Raw genomic sequence first — 17,240 nt, 5'->3', positions numbered from 1 at the left:
AAGCTTAATTATTCTTAGGGAAAAACTTAACTTCTTACTGGTAAAAATCTATTTTTGCATCTATGAAAACCATTACCTATAAAAACACTAAAATCTCTTTTACCGACGAAGGTAAAGGAACCGCTGTGGTGTTATTGCACGGTTTTCTAGAAAACAAAACGATGTGGAACGCTTTCGTGCCTGAACTGGCTAAGAAGCACCGCGTCGTTACCGTTGATTTGTTAGGCCACGGCGATACCGAATGTCTCGGTTATGTTCACGCAATGGAAGACCACGCCGATATGCTGTTTTCGCTTTTCTTGCATTTAAAAATCAGGAAAGTAGTTCTCGTTGGTCATTCTATGGGTGGTTATGTGGCTTTGGCTTTCGCCGAATTGTATCCCGATCACATGAAAGGCTTGTTCTTGTTGAATTCCACTTCTCGAGCAGATAGTGACGAGCGTAAAACCAATCGCGACCGCGCTGTTGTCTGTGTCAAACAAAATTATGGCGCCTTTGTCAGTATGTCCATCGCCAATTTATTTGCTGAAGACAACCGCGAACGCTTAGCCAATGAAATAGAAAAGGTAAAAGAACAAGCGCTAAAAACACCATTGCAAGGTATCGTTGCGGCCTTAGAAGGTATGAAAATCCGTAAAGACCGCGAAGTCATTCTCCATTTTGCGCCCTATCCGATGCAGTTGGTTCTGGGCCAAAAAGACGGCGTACTCCTTTACGAAGACAGTTTGGAACAAATTGAAGGCACCAAAGTCGAACTCACCACTTTCCCCGACGGTCACATGAGCCACATCGAAAACGAAAAGGAATTGCTGAAAGTGTTGTTGAATTTCTTGAAGAAGGTATAAATACCTTTGCGCTCTTCGCGTAATACCCTTGCGACCTTTGCGGTTAAATCAATTTATTTTCTCCTCAAAAGGCATTTCCACATTGAAAATGGCCTGTAGTAAAACCACAATCTGTTCTAAGTAAGCTTCCATAATTTCAGGCGAAATAACCTCCGCTACTTCTTTATCTTGCTTGAAATTAAACGGTAAAAACCCCGATTTTAAATTTTTAAATGAAATGATACCGGCTTCAATGTCGCGACCTTTGGCTTGTTCTTCAAACATAAACGCATACGCCAAAATCTGAATGATTTTATCGTTCTTGATGTCTTCGGTTAAACCGTTCCAATCTTTTAAAGTGACACTTTTTTGCTCCACTTTACCTGTTTTGTAATCAATGATTCTGATTTTGCCGTTGCGAAGCTCAATTCGGTCCACATTTCCTTTGATTAATACCGGAAACGGTAAGCGTTCGTCTTCCAAAGTTCTTTCAAAGGTTTGTTCCAAAGCGATGATTTGCACTTCATCTCCTTTTTCCAGCAACTCTAATTCGAGCTTGAGGAAATTATACACATTGCGTTTGGCTACTTCAAAAGCCAATAGGTTTCGGCCTTTTTTGATTTCACCTTCTTTGTAAACTTCTTTGAATTGCGTCAGCACTTCGTCATCTATTTTTTTGAAACAACTTTCGATATCAACTTTCGTTAAAACCCTTCCGATAAATGGTTTGTATAAAGCTTCTAAAGCGCCGTGAATTATCGTTCCCAAAGTGTTGACTGCAATATTTTCTTCCACTTCATCGGTTTCGGAAATGCGCAACACGCGTTGGAAATAAAACTGAATCGGGTTTCTGATATAAGTCGTTAATGACGAAGGTGAAAAACCCTTTTCGGCAATTTCGCGCAAGCGTGTTAAAACACTTTCTGTTTTGGGAACCACTATCGGTTGGTGCGCAATATTCGGCACCTTCGGATTAAAATATTGAAAGGTTAAGTTGTGATTCGGTTGTTTTTCGACTTCCAACTGAGTGATGAACCGGCTTTTTTCTCCAGCATCAAATCCATCGCTGTCGGCGTTGTAAATCAGATAAATGTTTTTGGCACGTTGCAATAAATGGTAGAAGTGATACGTATAAATAGCATCTTTTTCTTTGTAAGTGGGCAACTCTAATTCTCGCTTCACATCATACGGAATAAAGGAATTGGTGCTTTTTCCCGCAGGAAATTTACCTTCATTAACCGATGTGATGATTACGGTTTCAAAATCGAGCACACGGCTTTCTAAAACACCCATGATTTGCAGACCGTCTAAAGGTTCGCCTTCAAAGGAAACTTCAGCCACGTCAATCACTTGTTTGTAAATGGCGTGCAGCGTTTTGATGTCGTCAATGTTTTGGTGTTGGCCAAAATAAGAGGTCATTTTGTTAATCACTTTAAAGACGGAATAGACAAAGGCATTGGTGATTTTTTCATCTTCGTTGTCGTAACTCAGATTGGCTTTGATTTGGAGTAGAATCTGAGACAGATTTTCAAGTACATTTACAGAGCTTGTATCCCATTTTCGGAACAACATTCCGAACAAAGCATTCTCTTGAGTATATAATTCTTCAAGCTTTTTATGGGTAATAAAAGTGTAATTGTTTTTGTTGATTCGGTTGACCAATTCGCCGGCATAAACATAAGGTTCAATAAGCGGATGCGTCAAAACATCGAGCACATCTTTGTAGTACATCACATAACTGCTCGGATTCCTAGACAGCGCATTGGAGTGCAGCTTGAACAATTTGGCAATCAGCAATTGTGCGGGATTGTTTTTACTCGAAAATCCCATGGTTACGTTCAAAGCATTTACGCTATCGGGTAACGAATGTAAAACCGGTAACAACAAATTTTCTTCGCCTAAAACGACAGCAACATTCTGAAGATTAGAATCGTTTTTGGCGATGTGTTTTTCAATAATACTTCCGGTGATTTTGGCTTGACCGATAGATTTTGATGTCGCAATGACGTGGATGTTTTTGGTTTCCGTAAAGTCGTTGACAATCCATTCGTAAGGATGTGTTTTGTAATAAATCCATTCCGATTTGAATTTTCTTTGGAACAAACCCGCATCGTGAAAGGAATCGTGAAGCAAAGTCTCGTCGATATCCCAATAGATTTTGGCTTTGTCTAGGGCCAATAAATGTTGGATGATTTTTTCTTCGGCTTGGTTTAATGCGTTGAAGCCTGCGAATATAAATTGGTTAGTATTGTTTTCTGAAAAGTGATCCAAATTCCCCACGGCTTCGCGATAAATCAAACCTTGGTAACCAACACCTTTGTTGAGTAGATAATCATAAAGTGATTGATAATATTCGGGAAGCTTTTTCCAAAAGATCAGATAGTTTTCTATGAGTTCGGTTCGCTTTTCAATATCAACAGCCCAATGTTCGATTTCCTTGATGTTTTCAAGGTATTTTAAAACTTTATCGGGTTCCAGTAGATAGCGGTCTATTTCATTGAAATCTTGAAGTAATGTTTTGGCCCAATTGGCAAAGGTTTCGAAAGACTCTTGTTTGTCTTTATCGGTAACCGAAAGATAGACGTCATAGAATTCAAATAGCAATTCAACATTATCAATTGACCGAATGCCGGCGACATCTTGGATGAAGTCTTCAATGCTGATGATTTCGGGTGCAAAAGCATTATTGGCAACAGATTTCTTTAATTCCTCCAATAAAAACACTTTGGCTCTTTTGTTGGGCAAAATTACCACTAAGTCTAATAAGTTATCAGAATGGTTTTTTAGAATTTCCTGTGCGAGTTGGTAAAGAAATGTGGGTTTTGACATTCTATAAAAATAAAAAAACGCCCCGAATTTCGGAGCGTTTTTTAGAAATATTTTGGAAAGAAATTATTTTACTAATTTCACTTCAACTCTTCTGTTGTTAGCTTTACCAGCTTTAGTTTTGTTAGTGTCGATTGGTTTAGATTCACCGAAACCAGCTGAAGACAATCTAGAAGCAGCAATACCATTTTCAACTAAGTAGTTTTTCACGGCAGCAGCTCTGTTTTCAGATAATGTTTGGTTAGCAGCATCTTTACCATCGCTATCCGTGTGACCTTCGATTGAGAAGTTAGAGTTTGGATACTCTTTCAAGATAGCTACAATAGCTTGTAATACTGGGTAAGTTTGTTGTTGGAATGAAGCTTTACCACTATCGAATAAGATAGTTTTAGCATAGTCGTTCAATCTTTTGATAGCTTCTTCAGTAACTTCAGGACAACCGTTGTTTGCCACAGTACCAGCTACATCCGGACATCTGTCATCTTTGTCTAATACTTTGTCACCATCTCTATCTGGCCAAGGACATCCACCATTTTCTTTAGGACCTTTAACCTCTTTACATTTGTCTTCTTTATCTTGAACTCCGTCACCGTCAGTATCAGGACATCCACCGAAAACAGCTAAACCTGCAACATCTTTACAAGCGTCAACATTATCAGCCACTCCGTCACCGTCAGTATCAGGACAACCGTTGAATTCAACAGGACCAGCTTCATCTTTACAAGCATCTTTACTATCTTCAATTCCGTCACCGTCAGTATCAGGACAACCGTTGAATTGTTTTAAACCAGCTTCTTCTGGACAAGCATCATCTTTATCATAAATTCCGTCACCGTCTTTGTCAGAACCTCCAAATTTGAATGTAAGACCTGCAAAATGTTGCATGTGTGATGGCATATCCTCACGTAAATCTTCAAAAGAGTGTTTGTAAGTTGAACGAACAGATAAACCTACAGTTTCAGTAAACCAGTAAGTTAAACCTAAACCTCCATTTAAAGTTCCGGCACTGATGTCATCACCAATCCAAGTGTAACCTCCACCAGCGTGGATAGATGGGTCTAATTTTTTAGATCCGATTAAGCTCATTAAGCTGTAATTGATTACCCCATCAACTCCGTAATAGTTTAAATCTCCTGGATTAACTACTGTGTATGGTCCTTCACCAACTCTTGGTAAAACAAACCTTTTGATTTGGTTGATAGATCCAGTAACTCCGAATGAGAAATTACCTCCTACATGTTTAGATAGGCTTACATAAGAAATTGAAGGAAGAATATTCCAGTTGTCATTAGCATTGAAATACTGAGAGAACTGATCCTCTAATTTTGATGCAGCACTTACTCTTGTATCTACTGCGTTAACCCCAAACGATAAAGCCCAAGGATTGTTGCTGTCTTGAGCTTGAGAGCTTAAACCAGCTAACATTAGCATTGCAACGAATAATTTGTTAAGATGTTTCATACTTAATTTGATTAAATTATAATAATTATAATAGAGCAAAAGTAATACGTATTAATATAATATCAAAATCTTATTGTTAAAATGTGGAAATTATGTAATCAAATTCAAGAATTTTGGAATTATAATATCAATTGTGCAACATTTTATATAACATTTAACATCTTTCCCACTTCTTCAAAGGCTTTAATGGCCTGGTCAAGATGTTCTTTAGTGTGTGCAGCAGACAATTGAACTCTGATTCGGGCTTTATCTCTTGGAACTACCGGAAAAAAGAAGCCAATTACATAGATTCCTTTTTTCAATAACTCGTCGGCCATCACTTGAGATAATTTGGCATCATACAACATAACCGGTACAATAGCCGAATCACCATCAATGATATCCAAACCGGCTTTTTTCATACCTTCTTTAAAGTAGTTAGTATTCCATTCGAGTTTGTCTCTGAGGGTTGTGTCTTTTTCCAAAAGTTCAAAAACCTTGATTGAAGCACCAACAATAGCCGGAGCCAAAGAGTTGGAGAACAAATAAGGTCGTGAACGCTGACGTAAAATTTCAATTACTTCTTTTTTTGCTGTGGTATAACCGCCCATGGCGCCACCAAGAGCTTTTCCTAAGGTTCCGGTGATGATATCTACTCTGCCCATTACACCTTTGGCTTCCATTGTTCCTTTTCCTGTGGCTCCAATAAAACCGGCAGCGTGACATTCGTCAACCATAACCAAAGCATCATATTTATCAGCTAAGTCACAGATTTTGTCTAATGGCGCTACCAAACCGTCCATTGAAAACACACCATCAGTTACGATTAATTTGAAACGATGTCCGGCTTCTACCGCTTTTTTCAATTGGTTTTCTAAGTCTTCCATATTGGAATTTTCGTAACGGTAACGCGCGGCTTTACACAAACGCACACCGTCAATAATTGAAGCGTGGTTCAAACTATCGGAAATGATACAGTCTTCTTCACCTAACAAAGGTTCAAAAACTCCACCGTTTGCATCAAAAGCGGCTGCATATAAAATAGTGTCTTCCGTGCCGTAGAAATCGGCTATCTTTTTTTCTAAAGTTTTGTGAATATCTTGAGTTCCGCAAATGAAACGTACGGATGACATTCCGAATCCATGGGAATCTAAAGCATCTTTCGCAGCTTGAATTACTTCAGGATGTGAGGACAAACCAAGATAATTATTGGCACAAAAGTTCAAAACCGTTTTGCCGTTTACGGTAATTTCCGCGCCTTGTGGCGAAGTGATGATGCGTTCTCTTTTGAAAATACCGTTTTGTTCAATGGTATCTAATTCATTTTGTAAGTGTTGTTGAATTTTTCCGTACATGATTGTTGTTGTAGTTTTATGTTTGTGTTGTAAAGTCTTTCTTCTTGCGTCTTTTCTCTGTTTTCTTTTTAGAGTTTACAAATTTACTATTTCCAACCTTTCGCCAATATAAACCAAGGCTTTTTTAGTCACTTTAAAACCCATTTTTTCAATGGCGTTCTGATAGTTTTCTAATTGCGTGGTGTATTTGGCTTGGTGTGCACCGGTTTTGTAATCGAGTAAATAGATTTCTTTATTGGTGTTGATGACCATTCTGTCGGGCTTTACGAGATTGCCTTCTTTTTGAATGATGGTTTTCTCATTTAGTATTTTGTTGTCGATGGCGAAATAAGTGTCCAAATCGGGATGATTGATCACTTGTTTAATCGTTTGCTCGACTTCGTCTTTTTGCGAAGCGACAATCAATCCGTTTTCAATGGCTTTGGTTAGTGCCAAATCAATATCGTCTTTGGTTTTGACGAAAGATAAAATTTCGTGAAGAATGTTCCCGAATTCAATGGCTTTCTGCTGTTGCGTGTTCCACATCAGACTTTCTTTTTGGGCAATTTTGATGTTTTTCGGATTCAAAGTGGCTGCCAATTGCGGAATGGTTTCGGTTTCGTCTAAAACATCTTTGGTTTCGGATAGTTTTTTGGCTTCGCCGAATGAATAGTCGAATTTACTTTCGTCAAACCCTTTATCTTCTAAGAATTTGATAAAAAACGTCGCCATATTGTTTGGGTATTCACCCGAAGTTTTGCTTGGGGTTTGCATGCCCGAAATGATATATAACTGTTCTTCGGCACGAGTCAAAGCCACATAAAGAACGTTAATGTTATCTAGCAATTCTTCCTGTTTTTTTTGTTGGTAAATTACATTTGCCTCTTCGCCATAACCTTCTACTTTGCTGCTTTTATCGACTAATGCTTTCGGCAAACCGGTAATCGCTTCATCCGCGTTGAGCCACATTTTTTCTCGTGGTCCTTTGCTGTAATCTTCTTCGGCAAAAGGAAAAATCACCACCGGAAACTCTAAACCTTTCGATTTGTGAATGGTCATAATTCGAACCGCATCGTTTCCTTCGGGTGACGGAATGCTGAGTTTCTCCGAATTATTGTCCCAATAAGCAAGAAAATCCGAAATGCCGGCTTGCTTTTTTAAATCGTGTTCCAAAATCAAATCTAGGAAAAACTGGATATTTGCATTGCGTTTGTCCATCGGAATGACTTTGGTAATGATGATTTCGGTGGCTTCGTAAAGCGATTTTTTGCGGATGTTTTGGAAAGAGAAATCAATTTGGAATGTCGTTAACCACTTTTGAAATTCGGGTTCCGATTTTTGTTCCATGCCTTGGGCAATGAAATCGTGAATGGCCAATTGATCTTGTTGCGAAGCTAAATAGTAAAGGAAATTCGCTTTCGATTGTAAATCGTTATTGTTTTTTAAATAACGCAAAATGTGAATTACGCCTTGAACTTCAGATGAAGCGCCGAGCAACAAACTTTCCGAAGACAAAATCGGAATTCCGTTTTCGGTTAAATAATTGGCGACTTCGGTTCCGTGTGATTTTTTTCGAGTTAAAATTACGATGTCTTTGTAGCGGAAACCGTTTTGTCTGACCTTTTCAATTGTGGCTAAAGTGGCTTGTAAATACAAGTCGTTTTTGGCTACATTTTCTTCTTCATCGAAGTCTGCTTTTTCGACTTTTGGTACAAAAGAAATATTGACATAACCACCGGTTTTGGTGTTGAATTGTTGATGGCTGTGGTTTTGGTACAAATCTTTGTAATCTTCGTGTGCAAATTCATTCGATAAAAAACCAAATAAGTTGTTGTTGAAATCAATGATTTCTGAGTAACTTCTCCAATTGGTTCCCAATGAAAATAACTTTTTGTCCGGATTGACAAACGGATTTTTGTCTTTGCTGAGTTCGATAAATTGTTCGGCTTTTCCGCCGCGCCAACGGTAAATCGATTGTTTTGGATCGCCTACAATCATTAGTGAACCTTGTTCACCATTCAAATCTTCGCTCGAAAGAGCGTTGTCAATCAGCGGAATTAAATTTTGCCATTGCATTTCGGAAGTGTCTTGGAACTCGTCGATAAAGAAGTTTCGGTATTTTTCACCCAAACGCTCGTAAATAAAAGGTGCCGGTTGGTTTTGTATTTGTTCGTTGATTAACTTGTTAAATTCCGCAATCGAAAGAATATTTTGCTCTTTTTGTATTTTGCCCAATTCATTACTAACTGTATTCAGCAATGAAAGCGGTGTGATATTTTTCAAAAACGCTTCGTAGAAATTTTTCTTTTCGAATTTTGTATAAATCGAAGCCAATATTTCGAGTAAATCGGGAATAATGCTTTCTATAATCGCTCGGTCTGAAGCCGTTTTGTTGATTTTGATGTCGTCAAACTCATGATAGGTTTTGTTCGCCGGATTGAATTTTTTGTCTCTGATGTTGGCTAGATGATTCGGAAAATGTCCGGCAGAAAAGGACTTGAGGTCAATTCCGTTTTTTTCTATAAGCAACAAAGCTTCCGAAGCCAATTCCACAGTTTGGGTTTCTAATTGCTCACAAAGTTCCTTTAGTTTGTTTTTGATTTCGATAAACTCCGCAATGGTTTTGTTTTGGAAATGGGTGATTTCTTCGCGGTTGTTTTCGTTGAGAATCAGTTTTCCGGTATCCATGATTTCCCGTGAAATGTCCCAAGATTTGTCGTCATCGGTTTTTTCCATGGTGAAATCGACCAATAAGTTGGTTAACGTTTCATCGTTTCCTGCCTCAGCAATTATAGCATCGACGGCTTCGGTCAAAAGGTTTTCAGTATCCAATGACACTTCAAATGTAATCGGCAAATTCAAATCGTGGGCAAAAGCGCGAATGACTTTGTGTGTGAATTTGTCAATCGTAGAAATATCAAACGAAGCATAATTGTGAATGAGGTTTTTGATAATGCTTTTGGCTTTTTCAGTAATCGTACCCAAGGATAAACCGGTTTCAACTTGAATATCTTGCATCAATTGCAAGGCTTTGTCGGATGGTTTTTCTTTGGCAAACTCCGATAAACTTTCCACTACACGGCTTTTCATTTCGTGCACGGCTTTATTAGTAAACGTAATCGCCAAAATATTGCGATACGCATCGGGTTTTTTAGACAAGAGAATAATTTTGAGGTATTCTTTGACCAAAGTATAAGTTTTGCCCGAACCGGCGGAAGCATCGTAGATGGAAAAAGCGGTTTTTTGCATTAGTTTTTTTGGATTAAATAAACAAAATTCAACTTAGCGTCTTCGCCATAATATTCGACTTCAAATTCATCCACTTTTACGGCACCGATTTTTTCAATGGCTTTTTGGGAACGAATATTGAAGGCGCCAATGTGAAAATAAACTTTGTCGACATTGTCAAAAGCATAATCGAGCATGATTTTTTTCAAAGCTTTGTTATAACCATTGCCCCAAAATTTTCGCCCGATAAAAGTATAGCCGATTAATATTGAATTTTCAATTTCGTTATAATCATAATATCTACTGCTGCCAACCACTTCATTAGTTTTAGTATCTCGAATGAGAAATGCTCCTTTGGACACTATTGCTCCTTCAAAATAATTCTGAAAAACCTCGCGCTGGTAACGTAACTTGTTTGGATGTTGCTCCCAAACCAATGGATCAGAAGCTACAGCATACAAGACTTCAAAGTCATTTTCCTGCAAAGGAATTAGTTTAATAAGCTCGTTTTTTAGATTGTGGGGTTGCAAATTAAACATGAAGTACTATAGTTTTTATTTATGCTACTAATGTAATTAATTAATTCTTTATTAAGAAAAACGAATTTTTCAATCCGTAATTTTGTAGCACAATTAAAATTTATTGTTTTGAAAAGAAACGAAGTTATTTTGGTAGCGCTTATGGCGTTGCTGAATTTCACCCATATACTCGATTTCATGATTATGATGCCTTTGGGAAATATTTTGATGCCCAAATGGAATTTGACCACTTCTGAGTTTTCCATTATTGTATCGAGTTATTCTTTGTCGGCTTTTGTGAGTGCCTTTTTTGCTATTTTCTTTGCCGATAAATTCGACCGCAAGAAATTATTGCTTTTTGGCTATTCAGGATTTTTAATCGGCACTTTTGCTTGTGCTTTTGCGTTTGGCACTTATTCGATGATTTTGGCCAGAACCTTTACAGGACTTTTTGGTGGTTTAATCAGCGCGCAAATCTTAAGTATTATTGCGGATGTTATTCCGTATGAGCGTCGCGGCAGAGCGATGGGCATGTTAATGGGCGGATTTGCTTTGGCTTCGGTAATTGGTGTTCCTTTTGGATTATTTTTAGCGAATAAATATGATTGGTATTATCCGTTTTTAGTAGTTGCTATTTTTGGCGTGTTACTATTGCCGTTTTTGTTTCGATTTGTGCCCAATGTAAATTCGCACTTGACGAATCCTATAAAATTGAAAGAACGAATTTCAAATTTCTATGATATCTTTAGCAACCAAGCCCAGATTACAGCGTTGTTATTTAGTTTCTTGCTTATCACAGGTCATTTTATAATTGTACCATTAATCAATCCTTATTTGGTTTACAATGTAGGCGTGCCTCAGGAATATACACCTTTAATTTACTTGGTTGGCGGAATTTGTTCGTTGATTTCGGCGCAAATTATTGGAAAACTAGCCGACAGTTATGGTAAAAGAACAGTGTTTGTTTGGGCAGCATTAGTTTCAGTATTCTTTGTTGTTTTGATAACCAATATGCCGCATTGGCAACTTTTCATCGTGTTGGGTGTTTTCGGATTTTGGTTTAGTTCTTCCACCGGAAGAACCGTTCCCGGACAAGCTATGATTACCCAAGCGGTTACGAGTCAAACGCGAGGTAGTTTCATGAGTTTAAATTCTTGTGTGCAATCACTCGGAACCGGTTTTGCTTCTTTAATGAGCGGTTGGATTACTTATAGCGACGCAAAATTCTCTATCCACAATTACAATTATTTAGGGTACATAAGTATCAGTTTGATTTTAGTTTGTGTCTTATTATCATATCAACTAGAAAGAAAACTGCAATACGTTGAAGTGTAATTTTTTCGAAATGATATAAATGATTGTGTGAATTTTATAAGTAAAAACGATTTATAATTTATAAATTTGAACAGCAAATATTAATCTTTAAATACAATAACCATGGCTTTTGAATTACCGCAATTACCATATGCATACGATGCATTAGAACCACATATTGATGCCAGAACGATGGAAATACACCATTCAAAACATCACAATGCTTACACAACTAATCTAAACGCAGCGATTGCCGGAACAGATTTGGAAGGATTAACAATAGAGAACATTTTAATCAATTTGGATATGAAAAACGCAGCCGTTAGAAATAACGGTGGCGGATTTTACAACCACAATTTATTTTGGAGAGTAATGTCACCAAATGGTGGCGGATTGCCAACCGGTGATTTAGCCGAAGCTATAGAAAGAGATTTTAAATCATTTGAAGAGTTTAAAGCCTTGTTTGCCAAAGCAGGAGCAACGCGTTTTGGTTCGGGTTGGGCTTGGCTTTGTGTACACAAAGGCGGAAAGCTGGAAGTATGTTCAACACCAAACCAAGACAATCCATTAATGCCGGATACGGCTTGCGGCGGTTTCCCGATTTTAGGAATGGATGTTTGGGAACATGCTTATTATTTAAATTATCAAAACCGTCGTCCGGATTATATTGAGGCTTTCTTCAATGTGATTAATTGGACAGAAGTGGCAAGGTTGTACGCTACAGAAAAATAAAATCAAAACTCTTTTTGATAAGTTAAACCGATTGTGAAAGCAGTCGGTTTTATTATTTGGCGGCAGTATAAAAAATAAACAGGCGGAATTGCTTCCACCTGTTTGCCCCAAATCTACCATAAACTTAACCTACACTAAATACTATGGTAAAACAAATCTAATAACATCTTGAAGAATAATATGCTTTTTTTATGGAATTATATTGGAATGATAGGCAAATGAGAGTGAATTCTGTTTTTTTTGTGATTTTCAGGCGGGTAGAAAATAAAAAAGGTGAAAATTTCTTTTCACCCTTTTTGCCCCAAATCTACCATAAACTTAACCTACTAATGCTATGGTAAGGTCAAATGTAAGTGGTTTAACATTTTGAAAACAAAAAATTTAGATGAACTGCATCAAAAATCGTTTAAAGACAAAAAATGTTAAAATTTTAGTAAGCACGCGCATCTTTTCCTTCGTAAAAATTCATAAATGCCTTGTTTACAACACGGTTACCTCCAGCGGTTGGATAGTCACCTGTGAAGTACCAATCACCTAAATTTTTTGGACATGCGATGTGTAAATTGTCAACCGTTTGGAAAATAATTTTTATTTCGGCATTGATGTCTTCCGGATGTAATAACTCCGCTATTTTGTTTGATATTTCGGTATCGCTGAACGGGGCATAAATTTCGGTTACAAAATTTACCACATCAGCATCTTTTAATTTCTCTTGTGATTTGCATTTTTTATAGACATCGTCTACAATTTTGTACAGATTTCTTTCTTTCAATAATTCAATCGCGGCTTGGAAAGCAATTAAGCCTTCTAGTTTGGCCATGTCAATACCATAACAATCCGGATAACGAATTTGCGGTGCAGAAGAAACAACGACAATTCTTTTTGGATTCAATCGATCCATCATCTTTAAAATGCTCTTTTTCAAAGTAGTGCCGCGAACAATACTATCATCAATAATCACCAAATTGTCTGTTGGCTTGATCACACCATAAGTCACATCATAAACATGAGCGACCAAATCATCGCGACTGCTATCTTCGGTAATGAAAGTTCTTAGTTTGGCATCTTTAATGGCAATTTTTTCGGTTCTGATTTTTACCGAAAGGATTTCTTCCAGTTTTTCTTTGGTCAACGTTTTACGGTTGTTTAAAATGAACTGGTTTTTTCTTTGGTTCAAAAAGTCATTCGCCGCTTCCACCATACCATAGAAAGACGTTTCGGCTGTGTTCGGTATAAAAGAGAAAACAGTGTTGTCAGTATCATCTTCAATCGATTCTAAAACCGCAGGCAAAATTAATTTACCCAATTTTTTTCGCTCTTGATAAATTTCGGCATCGCTACCGCGAGAAAAATAAATGCGCTCGAAAGAACAAGCTTTTTTAACCGTTGGTGTAATGATTTCTTGCTGTGAAACGGTTCCGTTTTTCTTAATGATTAAAGCGTGTCCCGGTTGTAACTCCTGTACTTTTTCAAAAGGCACGTTAAATGAAGTTTGAATCACCGGTCTTTCTGAAGCGACAACTACAATTTCGTCATCTTCATAAAAATACGCCGGACGAATTCCGGCCGGATCGCGAAACACAAAACTATCGCCGTGACCTAATAAACCGGCCATGGCATAACCGCCGTCCCAACCTTTGGAAGCGCGTTTTAATATTTTAGCAAGGTCTAGTTTTTCAGCGATTACCGGAGAAGCTTCTCGTTTAGACAAACCGTTGTTTTTACATTCTTGGTACAAATCAGTCACTTCATCATCAAGAAAATGCCCAATTTTTTCCATTACAGTTACTGTATCTGCCATTTCTTTTGGATGTTGGCCTAATTCTACCAAACTATTGAAAAGCTCGGTTACGTTAGTCATATTGAAATTTCCGGCAACGATGAGGTTTCGGTGCATCCAATTGTTCTGACGTAAAAAAGGGTGAACGCTTTCGATACTGTTTTTGCCAAAAGTTCCGTAACGAACGTGTCCTAAAAACAATTCGCCTATATAAGGTATATGGTCTTTTTGTAATTGTACATTATCATGGTATTCCGGATGTAACGTTAGTTCTTCATTAATTCTCTCGTTGATTTGTGCAAAAATATCCTGAATAGGCTGTGCTTTATTCGAACGCACTCGGCTGATGTATCTTTCGCCTGCCTCAACATCAAATTTAATCGAAGCAAAACCGGCGCCATCTTGACCGCGGTTGTGTTGCTTTTCCATCAGCAAATACATTTTTTGTATGCCGTAAAAAGCCGTCCCGTATTTTTCTTTGTAGAATGCTAACGGTTTTTTTAATCTTAAAAGGGCTATCCCACATTCGTGTTTGATGGCGTCGCTCATAATTGTTGTTGTGTTGTTGTAAGTAGTTTGTTTCGTTTATTTTAGAATAAAAAATGCCCCGAAATTTCGAGGCATAAAGTTATTGTAATTCTATTTCAAATTGTGTTAAAGCTTTGAATTGTTTCAAGCGCTCGTTCACTTCTTCTTTTTTTAATGACAGCATTCTTTCGGTTCCGAATTGTTCTACGCAGAATGAAGCCAAGTTGGATCCTTGAATAATAGCTGTTTTCATAGTTTCAAATGAGATGTCGCCTTGTTGGGTGATAAATCCTGCAAATCCACCGGCAAAAGTATCTCCTGCACCTGTTGGGTCGAATACATCAGCCAATGGCAATGCCGGAGCAAAGAAGATATGTTCGTCATGAAAAATTAAGGCACCGTGTTCTCCTTTTTTAATCACTACATATTTTGGTCCCATCGTATGGATTTTCGCCGCTGCTTTTACCAAAGAATATTCACCTGACAATTGACGCGCTTCTTCATCATTAATCGTAATAACGTCAACACGTTTGATAACGTCTAATAATTCAGGTAAGGCACAATCCATCCAAAAGTTCATGGTATCTAAAACCACTAATTTTGGTTTTTGGGTCATTTGGTTTAAAACACCGGTTTGCACAATAGGGTGTAAGTTTCCTAACATCACTACATCTGCATTTTTAAAATGCTCCGGAACAATAGGGTTGAAATCAGCTAATACATTTAATTCAGTAGCTAAAGTATCTCTTGAGTTCATGTCGTTGTGGTAACGACCGCTCCAAAAGAACGTTTTGCCGCCTTTTACAATTTCCAAACCGGAAACATCGATATTTCTGGCTGTCAATAAATCAATATATTCTTGAGGAAAATCATCACCCACAACCGATACGATTGCCGATTGTAAGTTAAAATGCGAAGCCGATAAACCGATGAAAGTTCCGGCACCGCCTAAGATTTTATCTGTTTTTCCAAAAGGCGTTTCGATAGCGTCAAAAGCAACCGTTCCTACTATTAAAAGTTTGTTCATTATTTGCGTTTCAAATTAAAGGCGCAAAGATACGTTATTACTTTAAAAGTTTAAAATGGTTTGAGGTTTAAAGTTTAGAACAATTTTCCCTCTTCCTTTTCATAAAAAGCATCTATCGAAAGCGTTGGCAAACCGGAAGCATAAACCGCTAATTCATCACAGCGTTCGTTTTGCGGATGGTTGTTATGGCCTTTAATCCATTTGAAATCGACTTGATGTTGGCGGTATATTTTGAGGAATCGCAACCACAAATCGGGATTCTTTTTACCGGTGAAGTTTTTCTTTTCCCAACCGAAAACCCATTTTTTCTCCACGGCATCGACCACATATTTAGAATCGGAAACGACCAAGACTTTCATGTTGGGGTTTTTGAGTTTTTCCAAACCAACGATTACGGCTAACAACTCCATTCTATTATTGGTGGTATAGCGAAAACCTTCATAGAATTCTTTTTTATAAGGTGTGCCCACCATTTCCATCACTACGCCATAACCGCCGTTTCCGGGATTTCCTTTGGCAGCGCCGTCAGTGTAGATATGGACTTGGTGTGAGTTCAAAGTTAGGAGTTAGGCGTTAGGAGTTGGGCAATTACTTTTGGAAAATGTTCATGTTCCAATGATTGAACTTTTACCGCAATAGCTTCCGGAGAATCGCATTCTTCGATATTTACGTTCTGTTGGAAAATGAACTCACCTTCATCGTAGTGTTCGTTTACATAATGAATGGTGATTCCGGTTTCTTTTTCCTTATTTTCTAAGATTGCTTGGTGTACATTCATGCCATACATGCCTTTTCCGCCATATTTAGGTAACAACGCCGGATGAATGTTGATGATTTTATTCGGATAAACTTTAATTATTTGTTCAGGGAACTTTAAAAGAAAACCCGCTAAGACAATTAAATCGGGTTGGAGTTTATTAATTTTTTCTAAAACAGAGCCTTCGTTTAACTCCGTTTTGTTAAAGACTAATGAAGGAATATTGTGGCGTTTTGCTTTTTCTAAAACTTTGGCATGTAGATTGTTAGTGAAGATGCCGACTATACTTATATTATCGTTGTTTTTGAAATACTGTATGATATTCTCCACATTGGAACCAGTGCCAGAAGCAAAAAGCAGAATTTTTTTCATGGAAAATCAAATTTGGTAGCACAAAAAAAAGAATAATTACTCGAATTAAAACCATCATAATGTAAGATTCTGAAATAAATTTTTTATTTTCGTGGTCACATTTAGTAACAAAAAGGTTGTTTTAAAATAAAGTTTTTTATTTTTGCCAACAATTTAAATTAAAAATCTAGAAATTATGTCAGACATTGCATCAAGAGTAAAAGCGATTATTGTAGACAAATTAGGCGTTGACGAAAACGAAGTTGTAACAGAAGCAAGCTTCACAAATGATTTAGGCGCTGATTCATTAGACACTGTTGAGCTTATTATGGAGTTCGAAAAAGAATTTGATATTCAAATTCCGGACGACCAAGCAGAAAACATTGCTACTGTAGGTCAAGCTATTTCTTACATCGAAGAAGCAAAAAAATAATAAATAAATCACCCGTGAAGAATAACTGTTTTTCACGGGTTTTTATTATTTTTACTGAAAAGAATAAACCTTGATTGAAATTCAATCTCAAAATATTGAAATACCCTTGTCTCTTTAATGATTAAATTTGAAGAAAACATGGGTATTA

The 17,240-nt window shown here is 37.4% G+C and carries 13 protein-coding genes; 4 read left to right on the top strand and 9 right to left on the bottom strand.

Features of this window, described 5'->3' with window-relative positions; genetic code table 11:
* Positions 1-62 precede the first annotated feature (62 nt).
* Positions 63-845: an alpha/beta fold hydrolase gene (locus ICG50_RS00930; RefSeq protein WP_187659035.1), complete on the top strand. Its 783-nt coding sequence runs from the start codon at positions 63-65 to the stop codon at positions 843-845.
* Between the two features lie 48 nt (positions 846-893).
* Here ICG50_RS00930 and ICG50_RS00925 read toward each other — a convergent pair whose 3' ends face one another.
* From ICG50_RS00925 to ICG50_RS00905, 5 genes are all read right to left on the bottom strand, one after another.
* Positions 894-3,653 (bottom strand): PD-(D/E)XK nuclease family protein, encoded by a 2,760-nt coding sequence (locus tag ICG50_RS00925; RefSeq protein WP_187659034.1) that lies wholly within the window; start codon positions 3,651-3,653, stop codon positions 894-896.
* A gap of 63 nt (positions 3,654-3,716) precedes the next feature.
* Positions 3,717-5,111 (bottom strand): OmpA family protein, encoded by a 1,395-nt coding sequence (locus ICG50_RS00920; RefSeq protein WP_187659033.1) that lies wholly within the window; start codon positions 5,109-5,111, stop codon positions 3,717-3,719.
* Between the two features lie 143 nt (positions 5,112-5,254).
* Positions 5,255-6,445: a glycine C-acetyltransferase gene (kbl, locus tag ICG50_RS00915; protein ID WP_187659032.1), complete on the bottom strand. Its 1,191-nt coding sequence runs from the start codon at positions 6,443-6,445 to the stop codon at positions 5,255-5,257.
* Between the two features lie 75 nt (positions 6,446-6,520).
* Positions 6,521-9,673 carry a UvrD-helicase domain-containing protein gene (locus ICG50_RS00910; RefSeq protein WP_187659031.1) on the bottom strand — a complete coding sequence of 1,051 codons (3,153 nt, stop codon included), beginning with the start codon at positions 9,671-9,673 and terminating at the stop codon, positions 6,521-6,523.
* Positions 9,673-10,191: a GNAT family N-acetyltransferase gene (locus ICG50_RS00905; RefSeq protein WP_187659030.1), complete on the bottom strand. Its 519-nt coding sequence runs from the start codon at positions 10,189-10,191 to the stop codon at positions 9,673-9,675. Before ICG50_RS00905 ends, ICG50_RS00910 begins: the two co-directional genes overlap by 1 nt.
* A gap of 108 nt (positions 10,192-10,299) precedes the next feature.
* Between ICG50_RS00905 and ICG50_RS00900 the strand changes: the two genes are divergently transcribed.
* Positions 10,300-11,505, top strand: coding sequence for an MFS transporter (locus ICG50_RS00900; protein ID WP_187659029.1), 1,206 nt, complete (start codon positions 10,300-10,302; stop codon positions 11,503-11,505).
* A gap of 102 nt (positions 11,506-11,607) precedes the next feature.
* Positions 11,608-12,216: a superoxide dismutase gene (locus tag ICG50_RS00895; protein WP_187659028.1), complete on the top strand. Its 609-nt coding sequence runs from the start codon at positions 11,608-11,610 to the stop codon at positions 12,214-12,216.
* 430 nt (positions 12,217-12,646) lie between these two features.
* Here the strand turns inward: ICG50_RS00895 and ICG50_RS00890 are convergent, their stop codons facing one another.
* The 4 genes from ICG50_RS00890 to purN all read right to left on the bottom strand — a co-directional run bounded on the left by ICG50_RS00890 (position 12,647) and on the right by purN (position 16,680).
* Complete coding sequence (locus ICG50_RS00890) at positions 12,647-14,545, bottom strand: amidophosphoribosyltransferase (RefSeq protein ID WP_187659027.1); 1,899 nt, start codon at positions 14,543-14,545, stop codon at positions 12,647-12,649.
* A gap of 79 nt (positions 14,546-14,624) precedes the next feature.
* Positions 14,625-15,551, bottom strand: coding sequence for a PfkB family carbohydrate kinase (locus ICG50_RS00885; protein ID WP_187659026.1), 927 nt, complete (start codon positions 15,549-15,551; stop codon positions 14,625-14,627).
* A gap of 74 nt (positions 15,552-15,625) precedes the next feature.
* Positions 15,626-16,108, bottom strand: a complete 483-nt coding sequence (gene rnhA, locus ICG50_RS00880; protein ID WP_187659025.1) for a ribonuclease HI — start codon at positions 16,106-16,108, stop codon at positions 15,626-15,628.
* Positions 16,109-16,110: 2 nt separating this feature from the next.
* Positions 16,111-16,680, bottom strand: a complete 570-nt coding sequence (purN, locus tag ICG50_RS00875) for a phosphoribosylglycinamide formyltransferase (protein WP_187659024.1) — start codon at positions 16,678-16,680, stop codon at positions 16,111-16,113.
* 175 nt (positions 16,681-16,855) lie between these two features.
* Between purN and ICG50_RS00870 the strand changes: the two genes are divergently transcribed.
* Positions 16,856-17,092: an acyl carrier protein gene (locus ICG50_RS00870; RefSeq protein ID WP_007137004.1), complete on the top strand. Its 237-nt coding sequence runs from the start codon at positions 16,856-16,858 to the stop codon at positions 17,090-17,092.
* Positions 17,093-17,240: the final 148 nt, after the last annotated feature.

Origin of the sequence: Flavobacterium buctense, assembly GCF_014486695.1 — a bacterium.
Classification (GTDB): domain Bacteria; phylum Bacteroidota; class Bacteroidia; order Flavobacteriales; family Flavobacteriaceae; genus Flavobacterium; species Flavobacterium buctense.
The sequence above is the reverse complement of the archived record's forward strand: the minus strand, read 5'-3'. Positions and strand labels throughout refer to the sequence as shown.

What these genes read in the sequence shown, in the direction of transcription:
- ICG50_RS00930 (WP_187659035.1), top strand. Translation starts at nt 63, where the DNA reads ATGAAAACCATTACCTATAAAAACACTAAAATCTCTTTTACCGACGAA.
- ICG50_RS00925 (WP_187659034.1), bottom strand. Translation starts at nt 3,653, where the DNA reads ATGTCAAAACCCACATTTCTTTACCAACTCGCACAGGAAATTCTAAAA.
- ICG50_RS00920 (WP_187659033.1), bottom strand. Translation starts at nt 5,111, where the DNA reads ATGAAACATCTTAACAAATTATTCGTTGCAATGCTAATGTTAGCTGGT.
- kbl (WP_187659032.1), bottom strand. Translation starts at nt 6,445, where the DNA reads ATGTACGGAAAAATTCAACAACACTTACAAAATGAATTAGATACCATT.
- ICG50_RS00910 (WP_187659031.1), bottom strand. Translation starts at nt 9,673, where the DNA reads ATGCAAAAAACCGCTTTTTCCATCTACGATGCTTCCGCCGGTTCGGGC.
- ICG50_RS00905 (WP_187659030.1), bottom strand. Translation starts at nt 10,191, where the DNA reads ATGTTTAATTTGCAACCCCACAATCTAAAAAACGAGCTTATTAAACTA.
- ICG50_RS00895 (WP_187659028.1), top strand. Translation starts at nt 11,608, where the DNA reads ATGGCTTTTGAATTACCGCAATTACCATATGCATACGATGCATTAGAA.
- ICG50_RS00890 (WP_187659027.1), bottom strand. Translation starts at nt 14,545, where the DNA reads ATGAGCGACGCCATCAAACACGAATGTGGGATAGCCCTTTTAAGATTA.
- ICG50_RS00885 (WP_187659026.1), bottom strand. Translation starts at nt 15,551, where the DNA reads ATGAACAAACTTTTAATAGTAGGAACGGTTGCTTTTGACGCTATCGAA.
- purN (WP_187659024.1), bottom strand. Translation starts at nt 16,680, where the DNA reads ATGAAAAAAATTCTGCTTTTTGCTTCTGGCACTGGTTCCAATGTGGAG.
- ICG50_RS00870 (WP_007137004.1), top strand. Translation starts at nt 16,856, where the DNA reads ATGTCAGACATTGCATCAAGAGTAAAAGCGATTATTGTAGACAAATTA.